The following is a 12414-nucleotide window of genomic DNA, read 5'->3' as shown; positions in this document are numbered from 1 at the left end:
CGTATAGCTTCAAATTGATTTCATTTGGTAGTATTAAATTGTACGACACCCGGGTGTCGTACAATTTATTCTTGCAGTATCTTTTTTTCCTCTCTACTATAAGTTATGATCCCAACCACTATTAATTAAAGTCATTAGTCCCATACAGTACAGAAACGAATTTATTACTTCATCTTGTATACCAGCGTTCCTCCTTTTACAATATCCTCATGCGAGATTGTTTTCTTCGTATATGGTTCGCCATTCAATGTAATACTATCTACATATTTATGTTCTTTCGACAAATTCTCCGCAATAATCGTGAAAGTCTTGCCATCGGCTAGATGCAAGGTCATCTTCGGTAACTGTGGGGCACCGAATACATATTCCGCACTTACCGGATCTACCGGATAGAATCCCATCGCACTAAGCATATACCAAGCAGACATCTGTCCGCAATCATCATTTCCGCAAAGTCCGTCGGGTCTGTTTTTGTATTGAGTATCAAATATTTCACGAACCAATTCCTGTGTACGTTCCGGACGACCGACCAATGCATACAAATAGGTAACATGATGGCTTGGCTCATTTCCATGAGCATATTGCCCGATTAATCCAGTAACATCTGCCAAACCTTCACCTTCTAGCTTAACCGTAAACAATGAGTCTAATTTATTCAAGAAAGGTTTTTCACCCCCAAACAACTGGATTAGTCCTGGAACATCATGTTGTACATGCCAAGTATATTGCCATGCATTTCCTTCCGTATAATCTCCACCGACACTTTCAGAATGTGCCAATGCACTTGGGTTAAACGGAGCTTTCCAAGTTCCGTCAGCTTTGCGCGGGCGCATGAACTTCGTCTCCGGATCGAAAAGATTCTTATAATAGTCAGCACGTTTCGCGAAGTAAGCGGCATCTTCCTCTTTACCCATACGACGTGCCATATCAGCAGCTGCATAATCATCATATACCGATTCTAAAGTAGAAGATACAGATTCTGCTTTTATCAGGTCTGTCGGAAAATAACCATATTTTGTATAAACTTCCCAATCAGACTTCAACGGATGAGATACGGTCTGCGTCTTCTTTATTATATTAAAAGCACGTTCAGCATCAAAACCACGGAATCCTTTACGATAGGCTTCGGCAATAATTGATACGCCGTGATTACCAATCATACAGAAATTCTCTTTGCCCCACAATCCCCAAATAGGTAAGAAGCCTTGCACTTCACCTTGTTCAATAAGAGAATTAACAAAGCCATCCACACGTTCGGGAATCATTAATGTATAAAATGGATGAGCAGCACGATAAGTATCCCACAAAGAGAATGTGGAATAGAAAGTACCCGTTCCGGCTTTCACTATAGAATCGGCAGCATTACGATACATACCGTCTACATCCGAAATCTGATTGGGTTGAATCAATGCATGATAGAAACAAGTGTAGAAATTTGTTTTTTCATCATCCGTACCGTCTATTTCAATACGACTCAAATAGTTATTCCATTCATTATGGGCAGCAGTCTTCACTCCTTCAAAATCCCAGGCAGGAATTTCTGCTTCCAGATTCTTTTTAGCCCCATCTACACTGGTAGTAGAAAGCGCCACTTTCATCATCAGCTCGTCTCCCGGTTGCATATCGAAAGAGGCAATAATACGTTTGCCTTTTTCTGTCTTTCCCATCGGAAGATAAATCGAATCGACTACCGGACGATTGAATTTCATCACAAAGAAATAATCCTGATTCACCCATACCGTATTATTGACATGTCCTGTCAGTGTCTGGGCATCTTCCCAGTTTACTTCGCAACTGTTGACCTGTGAATGATACTGCTCTTCTCTCCATGCAGGACCATGTTGCAGGTCGATCAATATAGAGGCAGAATCAGCTTTATGATAAGTATAGCGGTGAAGGGCAGCATGGATAGATGCTGTCAGTTCCGCTTTCACCTGTGGATCAGAAAGTTCCGCAGTGTAATATCCCGGAGTAGCCGCTTCTTTGTCTTTAGGGAAACGACTACGATAAGCATCCCATGCACGGACACGTGTACCTGTGACCGGCATCACCAGAATATCGCCTAAATCCATACAGCCTGTTCCATTCAAATGTGTCTGTGTAAATCCCCAAACCAGAGAATCCTCATAAACATATTCAGAACAGTAACGCCAACCGACTGCACCCGTCACAGGGCTGGTCTGTATCATACCGAAAGGATAACATGCGCCGGGAAATGTATGCCCGTTGTCTGCGCCACCGATAAAGGTATTAACGTATTGAGTATAATCTTTTGTATCCGTCTTTTCAGCCGGAGTACAAGAAGAATAAAAAAACAAGCCTGCTGCCAGAGTTGCAGCCATAAAAGGGGTTTTTCTTCTCATGGTAAATATAATAATGTTAAGTTAATGTCGCATTATATACGCTGATATTTATCTAGTTTTTCACGATAGTAGCTTTCTACATCTTTCCAGTGGTAATAAGGGGCTACGTCTGTTTTCATCGGTAGTTTAGTTTCCTTTTCATTAAGTAATACTTTTACCAATACATCGTTACTTCCTTTTTTATGAAAAAAGACGAATTGCACGTTACTAGCCATCGGGAAAATATCATACGCTCTCCATTGTTCGGATAACTTTTCTACGTCAGGGTAAGATTCTCCATAATGATTCAGTTCCAATAAAGCGACTAACGGTAACAGACAAGACTCATGACCAAATCTTAAAGTGGCCTGGTTCTTACCTTCTTTCAAAGCAGCATCTGCCCTATCTAAAATATTACGCAACAAGTCGGCTTCCCGATAGGGCATCAAACCATCCGTTACAGGAGAACAAGCGTGTGTCAGATACCAATATAAGTTGTTACAACTCCATAGATCATAACACTCTTCATCTGTGAAAAGAGAATATAGCTGCATATCTGTATCATGACTCTGCATATTACAAGCCAAATCAAAAAGACGTCTCATCAGGCGCGCTTCATCAACATTTGCTTTTACATACGCTTCGTCTGTAAACAATGTTTTCATCAACCGTTCCGGACGTACATGGGTAGCTTCAAAATCTTTCTGAACCTTTTTCACTTTATCGGAACCAGCTATTTTACTCAAATCCTTAGCAGGAGGATTCATGTAATACATATCATGGTAACTTGCATCATTCTTGATACATAGATTAGGATTCATCGCCTGCAATTGGAGACATTCGGATGTCATGGATAATATACACCGGATGACAACTGTGGAACGGGCATCCACTTCTGTTCCATCAGCAAATATCTGTGGGAAATTAGTATACATACGCTTTGCAATTCCTCTGTGTTGGCGTGCTCCCACCGAAGTCAGTTCACCAAGACGACCTTCCGCCATATCAGCCATGCGCAAAACAATATCCAGTGTGTTTTTACCTGTTGCAGTAAGTTTGTTTAAAGAGTCGGCTTTTAATAAAGTTTGCTTGGGGAAACGATAATCATTCGGATCAATCAGATACCGTGAACCATGACGCATATATGTGCTGATATAAAAAGGTTCGTACCCCTTAGGAGCAGCTGTCTGCTTGGCAGTAGGCGTAGGATATGCATAATAATTATTAGCGGATAAATACCGGTTTGCACGGATCTCTTCACGAGCAGTTTGCGCTTGTACCGTCCATACAAACAAAAGCAATAAAAGAATAGATGTGAGTTTTTTCATGATAGTATTATTCAATGTATTAATAGTTGTGCCACAAAATTAGAGATTTCTTCTCATTTAAAAGGATTTGATACAGACAAATATACTTAAATCTTAAATGGAGGAAGTTCCTATTTATGTGGATTCGCTGTGATAAAACAAAAATTCGTACGACTTATTGAATAAATATCAACTCAATTATTTATCTTTGTTAGCTTAATAACAAGCTGGCGCAAAAAACAATAAGTATAATGAAAGATTTCTTGAAATTTACACTTGCCACGGTGACAGGTATCATTTTGTCAAGTATTGTATTATTTATAATCAGCATGGTAACGTTGTTTGGCATCATGTCTGCTTCGGACACGGAAACAATCGTAAAAAAGAATTCTGTAATGATGCTCGACTTAAATGGAACGTTGGTTGAACGTACGCAAGAAGATCCGCTGGGTATTTTATCACAGTTGTTGGGTGACGGATCTAACACGTACGGACTAGACGATATTCTTTCTTCTATCCAGAAGGCTAAAGAAAACGAAAATATTAAAGGGATTTATCTGCAGGCAAATTCATTAGGCACCTCCTATGCTTCTTTGCAGGAAATCCGCAACGCACTGCTCGACTTCAAAGAAAGTGGAAAATTCGTTATTGCTTATGCAGACTCCTATACGCAGGGACTTTATTATCTTTCCAGCGCAGCCGATAAGGTGTTGCTCAATCCCAAAGGAATGATTGAATGGCGGGGTATCGCCTCTGCTCCCTTGTTCTACAAAGATCTGCTGCAAAAAATAGGAGTTGAGATGCAGGTGTTCAAGGTGGGAACTTACAAATCTGCCGTAGAGCCGTTTATTGCTACGGAAATGAGTCCTGCCAACCGCGAACAGGTTACCACATTTATCACTTCTATCTGGGGACAGGTTACGGAAGGGGTATCTACTTCACGTAATATTTCTGTAGACTCACTGAATGTTTATGCAGATCGCATGCTCATGTTCTATCCGGCACAAGAGAGTGTAAAATGCGGATTGGCTGATACTCTGATTTATCGCAATGATGTGCGCAATTATCTTAAGAAATTGGTAGAGATCAATGAAGATGATAATCTTCCTATATTAGGATTGGGCGACATGATGAACGTAAGGAAAAATGTGCCGAAAGATAAAAGCGGTAATATCGTAGCTGTTTATTATGCATCCGGTGAAATTACAGACTATCCGAGCTCTGCAACTTCCGAAGATGGGATTGTCGGTTCGAAAGTCATTCGTGACCTGCGCAAATTGAAAGATAATGATGATGTGAAAGCTGTTGTACTCCGTGTCAATTCTCCAGGTGGAAGTGCTTTCGCCTCGGAACAAATCTGGCATGCTGTGAAAGAGCTGAAAACAAAGAAACCGGTCATTGTCTCTATGGGTGATTATGCTGCGTCAGGAGGTTACTATATCTCTTGCGTTGCCGATACGATTGTTGCAGAGCCTACTACCCTGACCGGTTCTATCGGAATCTTCGGTATGATTCCTAATGTGAAAGGATTGACTGATAAAATCGGTTTAAGTTATGATGTCGTAAAAACGAATAAATACGCTGATTTCGGAAATATCATGCGTCCGTTTAACGAGGATGAGAAATCATTGCTTCAAATGATGATAACTGAAGGATATGATACCTTTGTAACTCGTTGTGCCGAAGGACGTCACATGACGAAGGAAGCTATCGAGAAGATTGCCGAAGGCCGTGTATGGACTGGGGAAACTGCTAAAGAACTGGGATTAGTAGACGAATTAGGCGGTATTGACAAGGCACTGGACATTGCTGTTGCAAAAGCCGGTATCGAAGGCTATACCGTTGTCTCTTATCCGGAGAAACAAGATTTCCTGTCTTCCCTGCTTGATACGAAACCGACGAATTATGTAGAATCACAATTACTGAAAAGTAAATTAGGCGAGTACTACCAGCAATTCGGTTTACTGAAAAATCTGCAAGAACAATCCATGATTCAGGCACGTATTCCGTTCGAACTGAATATTAAATAAACCGTAATACATGGACGAACACTTTATCAAGATACATAAGTGGCTCTACCCTGCCTCCTGGCTCTACGGAGCAGTGGTAATGATGAGAAATAAACTCTTTGACTGGGAAGTTCTCCAATCAAAGAGTTTTGATATACCTATCATCAGCGTGGGTAATCTCGCTGTAGGAGGGACAGGAAAAACTCCGCACACTGAATATCTGATAAAGTTTCTTTGTAATCAATATAAGGTAGCTGTATTAAGTCGGGGATATAAACGGCACACGAAAGGTTATGTATTGGCAACTCCGGAAAGTACGGCAAGAAGCATTGGCGACGAACCTTACCAGATGCATCAAAAATTCCCGTCTGTCACAGTAGCTGTCGATGAAAAGCGTTGTCATGGCATAGAAAAGTTGCTTGCACTGCAAAAGCCTTCAATAGATGTTATCCTATTGGACGATGCTTTCCAGCACCGATACGTCAAACCGGGATTGAGTATTCTGTTAACGGATTATCACCGGTTATTCTGTGATGACACTTTGCTCCCCGCAGGACGGCTTCGTGAACCAATTAGCGGCAAGAATCGGGCGCAAATCGTTATTGTCACCAAATGCCCGCAAGACATCAAGCCTATTGATTATAACATTATCACGAAACGGCTGAACCTTTATCCATATCAACAGTTATTCTTCTCATCGTTCCGGTATGGTAACCTGCAACCAGTGTTCCCTACCATGTCTCCGGACACAAATGCAATTTCGACAAACCATGAGGTTGCTTTGTCCTCACTGACAAACACTGATATATTATTGATGACGGGAATTGCCTCACCTGCCCCTATTCTCGAAAGACTGGAAGGTTGTACCAAACAAATAGATTTACTATCGTTTGACGATCACCACAATTTCACTCAGCGGGATATACAGCTAATCAAAGAACGGTTTCATAAACTGAAAGGAGAACACCGGTTGATTATTACCACCGAGAAAGATGCAACACGCCTGATTAACCATCCGGCTTTGGACAAGGAATTGAAACCATTTATCTACGCCTTGCCTATTGAAATTGAAATATTACAAAATCAACAAGATAAATTTAACCAACATATTATTGACTATGTTAGAGAAAATACAAGAAACCGCAGCTTATCTGAAAGGTAAGATGCATACCAGTCCGGAAACTGCCATTATACTAGGCACCGGACTTGGCAGTTTGGCAAACGAAATCACCGAGAAGTATGAAATAAAGTATTCAGATATCCCCAACTTCCCGGTATCTACCGTCGAAGGTCATAGCGGTAAGCTGATTTTCGGCAAACTAGGAAATAAGGATATCATGGCTATGCAGGGACGCTTCCACTATTACGAGGGTTATTCTATGAAAGAAGTAACTTTCCCTGTACGTGTCATGCGTGAATTAGGTATCAAAACCTTGTTTGTATCCAATGCCAGTGGCGGTACAAATGCAGATTTCGAAATCGGTGACCTGATGATTATCACTGACCATATCAACTATTTCCCCGAACATCCGCTTCGCGGAAAAAATATCCCTTACGGACCTCGCTTCCCGGACATGAGCGAAGCATACTGCAAAGAATTGATTAGTAAGGCTGACGAGATTGCCAAAGAAAAAGGAATTAAAGTACAACACGGAGTGTATATTGGTACGCAAGGTCCTACTTTCGAAACTCCTGCCGAATATAAATTATTCCATATCCTTGGTGCTGATGCGGTTGGTATGTCTACCGTTCCGGAAGTTATCGTAGCCAACCATTGTGGTATCAAAGTTTTTGGTATTTCCGTCATCACCGACTTAGGAGTAGAAGGAAAAATCGTAGAAGTAACACACGAAGAAGTTCAGAAAGCCGCTGACGCTGCTCAACCGAAAATGACCACGATCATGCGTGAACTTATCAACCGTGCCTAAACAACCATCCCGATTTATGAGAACTGAAATAGCATCTCTCGGTGAGTTTGGTCTGATTGACCGCCTCACCGAGGGAATCAAACTGGAAAACGAATCCAGCAAATATGGAGTGGGCGACGATGCCGCCGTTCTCTCCTACCCTTCAGAAAAGCAAGTACTGGTAACAACCGACCTGCTTATGGAAGGTGTGCATTTTGACCTGACTTATGTTCCCTTGAAGCATTTGGGATATAAATCAGCAGTAGTTAATTTCTCCGATATTTATGCCATGAACGGTACTCCCCGGCAGATTACGGTATCTCTTGGTCTTTCCAAGCGTTTCAGCGTGGAAGATATGGACGAACTTTATTCCGGTATCCGCCTGGCTTGCCAGCAATATAATGTCGACATTGTGGGAGGCGATACCACTTCTTCTCTGACAGGTCTTGCTATCAGCATTACTTGTATCGGCGATGCCGATAAGGATAAAGTAGTTTACCGTAATGGAGCCAAAGACACTGACCTGATCTGTGTTAGTGGCGACTTGGGAGCAGCCTATATGGGTTTACAACTTTTGGAACGTGAAAAAGTCGTATTGCAAGGTGATAAAGATGTCCAACCGGATTTCTCCGGCAAAGAGTATTTATTAGAACGCCAATTGAAACCGGAAGCGCGCAAAGATATCATTGAGAAATTGGCAGCCGCCAATATTGTCCCTACTTCTATGATGGACATTTCCGACGGCCTGTCATCAGAACTGATGCATATCTGCAAACAAAGCAATGCTGGTTGCCGCGTTTACGAGGAGCATATCCCAATCGATTATCAGACAGCTGTTATGGCCGAAGAGTTTAACATGAATCTTACGACTTGTGCCTTGAATGGTGGAGAAGATTATGAACTACTCTTTACTGTTTCCATCGCCGATCATGAGAAAATTTCACAAATGGAAGGAGTTCGTCTCATCGGACATATTACCAAACCCGAACTTGGCTGTGCATTGATTACCCGCGATGGACAAGAATTTGAATTAAAAGCACAGGGATGGAATCCATTAAAGGAAGATAAGCAATAGATTTCATCACATACCTGAAATATTTTTTATCTTATACAACACTGATAATAAGCCGACTAACTTTTTATCAGTGTTTTTTATTTCCAGAAGACTTGCAGAATCCAAAAGTTTCACTACCTTTGCAACCGCAAAAGAGATATTACCGGACCGAACAAGCACAAGGTGCCATAGCTCAGTTGGTAGAGCAAAGGACTGAAAATCCTTGTGTCCCCGGTTCGATTCCTGGTGGCACCACTATCGATTCGGTAATAAAAAATCCCTTGAACTTTTGAAGTTCAAGGGATTTTTTTATTCCTCGTATTGCAATTTGCAACCGCCTATACTTTAGAACTATGCAGTTTTTTATAAATCTCCACACGAGCATCTATTTCCGCTTGAGTCAAATGCGCAGGAAGTTCAATGGTAGTCCGCGGAGTTATTGCTACCAATACCATATCTCCCAAACCCTTTTTATACTCTTTAATAACATTTTCAGTAAACTGACTGGATGAAATAACATCACGCATTATATTACCTTTTTTCATATCTCTAATTATTTTGTTTTTTATTTTACACACAAGCAGAATATACACTTCCCTATACAGGTTTAGACTGAGCTAAATCTTCCGATGTAGATTTGTTTTCCAAAGAGATATTGATCGCATTCATGCCTTTCACTCCACGCTCAAGGTCAAATGTTACGATATTATTTTCTGCAATATTGCCAATGACATTGTTTACATGAAAAAAGTATTTCTCAACACCTGAAAGGTCTTTAATAAAGCCAAATCCTCTTGACTCATTAAAAAACTCAACCCGTCCTCTCAAGATCGTCGGCTCCTCTTCTTCCTTTTTAGGAGTTGCTATAATTATTTCATCCGGATTAATTTCTTCCTTCTTTATATCCTCTGTCGGAGGAGTCGAAGTTATCATTCCGTTCTCATCTACATAGGCAATCATATCCTCAAAGCTATTTGAGCTGCCCGATAATTTCTTGCTTTCTTTCTTTTTCAGTTTTTCTTCTCGTTTAGCGAGTCTTTTCTTTTCATTTTCACGTTTACCAACTGTCATGGATTTTGCCATAGAATTTATATTTAGTTTTATATTAATTTTAAAGAGATTGTTATTTGTTGATTTCAAATAGTATAACTGGCTTTATTCAGCTTCTTACCCGTCAGTTTCTGAATATCATTAACGAGTTTACGCTCTTCCTGCGAGCAGAATGTCAGTGCTGTCCCTGTATTCCCAGCTCTTCCGGTACGTCCGATACGATGCACATACGTTTCCGGCACATCAGGAAGATCATAGTTGATAACTAAAGGAAGTTCGTTAATATCGATACCTCTGGCTGCAATATCAGTAGCCACCATCACACGTGTTTTGCCCGACTTGAAATTGCCCAAAGCCAACTGCCGCGCTGCCTGACTTTTATTTCCATGAATCGCCTGGCTACCAATTCCCGCCTTGCCCAGTATCTTTACGATCTTATCAGCATTATGCTTCGTACGTGAAAATACCAACACCGACTGATCTTCTGATTTTTGCAAAATCGAAACCAGTAAAAGACTCTTTTCCTTTTTCTCTACGAAATAAACCATCTGTTCAATAGCATCCACAGTCGATGATTTCGGAGTTATGCTGATTCGTACAGGATTCTTCAACAAAGAATTCGTTAAAGAAATAATTGTATCAGGCATTGTAGCGGAGAAGAATAAAGTCTGTTTTTCTTTCGGAAGTTTCGGTAATATCCGCTTGATATCATGAATAAATCCCATATCAAGCATGCGGTCTGCTTCATCAAGTACAAAATATTGTATCTTATCCAGATGGATATGTCCCTGATTCATCAAGTCAAGCAAACGTCCCGGTGTAGCAACCAGGATATCAATTCCTTTGTGTAACATGTCAACTTGAGGACGTTGATTTACTCCGCCAAAAATACCCCCATGCCGCACTTGGGTATATTTGGCATAATCATTAATGCATTCACTTATTTGCAAGGCAAGCTCACGGGTGGGCGTCAAAATCAACGCTTTAATCCCCCGGCACTTGGCTGCCTCTTTATTCATTTGCAAATGTTGTATAATGGGAATAGCAAACGAAGCAGTTTTACCTGTTCCCGTTTGCGCACAGCCTAATATATCTCTTTTTGCTAATGCAGCCGGAATTGCCTCTCCCTGAATGGGAGTGGGCACTGCATATCCTTTTTCTTCAATAGCTTTTAAAATCGGTTCGGTTATATTTAATTCTTTAAATGTCATAATTGTTATTTTTGCTGTATCAAAACAGCTATTAATTTATATTGTAAAAGGACTGACAAACTCCATCATGGGAATGAAAATCCCGTAGGTTAAGCCAGTTTATGGGTTGCCAAGAAAAACTCGCGCTCCAGTGTACTCATTACTTCTTTTACACTACTGATTTTTTCAGCGAGAAAAGCATTGCTACCGGCAAAAGCATAGCCTTTTTTCATATTTCCTTTGGCTGCATTATATAAAGCCTTAATAATGCAATAAGGGCTTTTTGTATAATCACATGTTTTGATACAATGGAATGAGCAACTCTTAGGCCTCTCCAGTCCACTATTCACATTGTGAATAAATTCCCCGTCAATAGCTCGTCCTGGCATTCCCACAGGACTTTCAATAATAAGAACATCTTCGGACTTGGAGTGAATATATACTTCCTTGAACGTCTCGGACGCGTCACATTCCTGGGTGGTAACAAATATACTTCCCATTTGTACCCCTGCAGCTCCCAGCTCCATAAAATGTGCAATATCTTCCCCCGTCGAAATGCCGCCGGCGGCAATCACCGGAATCTGTTTCTGTTCTTTATAGCTGGATGCAATCATTACCACTTCCGGAATCAAAGTTTCCAAAGCATAATGCTGATCCTGTAATTGTTCTTTTTTAAATCCTAAATGTCCACCGGCTTTAGGCCCCTCCACCACGATTGCATCGGGCAGATAATTATAATTCTTCTGCCATTTATCGCAGATGATTTTGGCTGCTCGTGAAGAAGATACAATAGGCACTAGCTTGGTTGTACTCTCCGGAGTCAGATATGAAGGCAGGTCGAGTGGAAGCCCGGCACCGGAAAATACCACATCAATCTTTTCCTCGATTGCGGTGCGCACCATATCCGCATAATTCGATAAAGCAACCATGACGTTTACGCCAATAATACCTTTTGTTTTCGCACGTGCTTTCCGGATTTCCTCTTTCAGCCCGTTAATACATTTTTCAGGATAAGTACCTTTCCCTTTGGGATATAACAAACCTAGACCTGCGCATGATATAACGCCTACTCCTCCTTCGTTTGCTACTGCCGAAGCCAAACCCGAGAGCGAGATACCTACTCCCATTCCACCTTGTATTACAGGTGTTTTTATCTCAATATTTCCTATAAAGAATGATTTCATATGTTTTATTTTGCTTTAGAGCAATTGAACAAGATAAACAGTGTGAGCACACTTTATTCAAGCGCTCAAGATTGGCCCTGTCATTGACTATTTGCCTTGTTGGGTGTAATTTATTAAACCTTTACTCCTGACTTCTTCAAGAGTATTGTGTATTACAAAAAAGTCTAATAAATCTATTTTCAGAATGGAAAGTGCAGGAGTAGATATTCCTGATATTGCACAGAAAAAGAGCCAGAATTAGCAGAACTTAAATGTAATATGATTTTTTGTCTTCCCCTGTGTCAATCAGAAGATTCCTCCGTTGAATCATGAAACGGAAATAACTTATTAAATAAAAGCAGAAGATATTATCTTCTGCTTTTATTCGGATA

Annotated in this window: 10 protein-coding genes and 1 tRNA gene; 5 read left to right on the top strand and 6 right to left on the bottom strand. The window is 40.8% G+C overall.

The window, feature by feature from the left end; genetic code table 11:
* Window positions 1-164 precede the first annotated feature (164 nt).
* A complete protein-coding gene (locus ACT8YW_RS02490; RefSeq protein WP_444103871.1) occupies window positions 165-2363 on the bottom strand; it encodes a GH92 family glycosyl hydrolase in 2199 nt (732 codons plus the stop codon).
* Between the two features lie 32 nt (window positions 2364-2395).
* The gene (locus tag ACT8YW_RS02485) at window positions 2396-3670 is read right to left on the bottom strand and encodes a histidine-type phosphatase (RefSeq protein WP_444103870.1); all 1275 of its coding nucleotides are present in this window, start codon (window positions 3668-3670) and stop codon (window positions 2396-2398) included.
* Between the two features lie 230 nt (window positions 3671-3900).
* On the opposite strand from ACT8YW_RS02485, the gene sppA reads away from it, so the two are divergent.
* From sppA to ACT8YW_RS02460, 5 genes are all read left to right on the top strand, one after another.
* Window positions 3901-5679, top strand: coding sequence for a signal peptide peptidase SppA (gene sppA / locus ACT8YW_RS02480; RefSeq protein WP_444103869.1), 1779 nt, complete (start codon window positions 3901-3903; stop codon window positions 5677-5679).
* Window positions 5680-5689: 10 nt separating this feature from the next.
* Window positions 5690-6820, top strand: a complete 1131-nt coding sequence (lpxK, locus tag ACT8YW_RS02475; RefSeq protein ID WP_444103868.1) for a tetraacyldisaccharide 4'-kinase — start codon at window positions 5690-5692, stop codon at window positions 6818-6820.
* Entirely contained in the window at window positions 6777-7586 is an 810-nt protein-coding gene (locus tag ACT8YW_RS02470; protein WP_004298940.1) for a purine-nucleoside phosphorylase, read from the top strand. Before lpxK ends, ACT8YW_RS02470 begins: the two co-directional genes overlap by 44 nt.
* 16 nt (window positions 7587-7602) lie before the next feature.
* Window positions 7603-8640 (top strand): thiamine-phosphate kinase, encoded by a 1038-nt coding sequence (thiL, locus tag ACT8YW_RS02465; RefSeq protein ID WP_004298938.1) that lies wholly within the window; start codon window positions 7603-7605, stop codon window positions 8638-8640.
* Between the two features lie 161 nt (window positions 8641-8801).
* Window positions 8802-8874, top strand: a tRNA-Phe gene (locus tag ACT8YW_RS02460).
* Window positions 8875-8957: 83 nt separating this feature from the next.
* On the opposite strand, the gene ACT8YW_RS02455 is transcribed toward ACT8YW_RS02460, so the two are convergent.
* The 4 genes from ACT8YW_RS02455 to ACT8YW_RS02440 form a co-directional block, all read right to left on the bottom strand.
* A complete protein-coding gene (locus ACT8YW_RS02455; RefSeq protein ID WP_004307025.1) occupies window positions 8958-9164 on the bottom strand; it encodes a hypothetical protein in 207 nt (68 codons plus the stop codon).
* A gap of 52 nt (window positions 9165-9216) precedes the next feature.
* A complete protein-coding gene (locus ACT8YW_RS02450; protein WP_004307024.1) occupies window positions 9217-9702 on the bottom strand; it encodes a cold shock domain-containing protein in 486 nt (161 codons plus the stop codon).
* A 53-nt stretch (window positions 9703-9755) separates the two neighbouring features.
* Window positions 9756-10880, bottom strand: coding sequence for a DEAD/DEAH box helicase (locus ACT8YW_RS02445; RefSeq protein WP_444103867.1), 1125 nt, complete (start codon window positions 10878-10880; stop codon window positions 9756-9758).
* Between the two features lie 89 nt (window positions 10881-10969).
* Window positions 10970-12043 (bottom strand): NAD(P)H-dependent flavin oxidoreductase, encoded by a 1074-nt coding sequence (locus tag ACT8YW_RS02440; RefSeq protein ID WP_008649897.1) that lies wholly within the window; start codon window positions 12041-12043, stop codon window positions 10970-10972.
* Window positions 12044-12414: the final 371 nt, after the last annotated feature.

This window comes from Bacteroides sp., assembly GCF_052357945.1.
Lineage (GTDB): Bacteria > Bacteroidota > Bacteroidia > Bacteroidales > Bacteroidaceae > Bacteroides.
The sequence above is the reverse complement of the archived record's forward strand: the minus strand, read 5'-3'. Positions and strand labels throughout refer to the sequence as shown.

What these genes read in the sequence shown, in the direction of transcription:
- ACT8YW_RS02485 (WP_444103870.1), bottom strand. Translation starts at nt 3,670, where the DNA reads ATGAAAAAACTCACATCTATTCTTTTATTGCTTTTGTTTGTATGGACG.
- sppA (WP_444103869.1), top strand. Translation starts at nt 3,901, where the DNA reads ATGAAAGATTTCTTGAAATTTACACTTGCCACGGTGACAGGTATCATT.
- ACT8YW_RS02490 (WP_444103871.1), bottom strand. Translation starts at nt 2,363, where the DNA reads ATGAGAAGAAAAACCCCTTTTATGGCTGCAACTCTGGCAGCAGGCTTG.
- ACT8YW_RS02450 (WP_004307024.1), bottom strand. Translation starts at nt 9,702, where the DNA reads ATGGCAAAATCCATGACAGTTGGTAAACGTGAAAATGAAAAGAAAAGA.
- thiL (WP_004298938.1), top strand. Translation starts at nt 7,603, where the DNA reads ATGAGAACTGAAATAGCATCTCTCGGTGAGTTTGGTCTGATTGACCGC.
- ACT8YW_RS02440 (WP_008649897.1), bottom strand. Translation starts at nt 12,043, where the DNA reads ATGAAATCATTCTTTATAGGAAATATTGAGATAAAAACACCTGTAATA.
- ACT8YW_RS02445 (WP_444103867.1), bottom strand. Translation starts at nt 10,880, where the DNA reads ATGACATTTAAAGAATTAAATATAACCGAACCGATTTTAAAAGCTATT.
- ACT8YW_RS02455 (WP_004307025.1), bottom strand. Translation starts at nt 9,164, where the DNA reads ATGAAAAAAGGTAATATAATGCGTGATGTTATTTCATCCAGTCAGTTT.
- ACT8YW_RS02470 (WP_004298940.1), top strand. Translation starts at nt 6,777, where the DNA reads ATGTTAGAGAAAATACAAGAAACCGCAGCTTATCTGAAAGGTAAGATG.
- lpxK (WP_444103868.1), top strand. Translation starts at nt 5,690, where the DNA reads ATGGACGAACACTTTATCAAGATACATAAGTGGCTCTACCCTGCCTCC.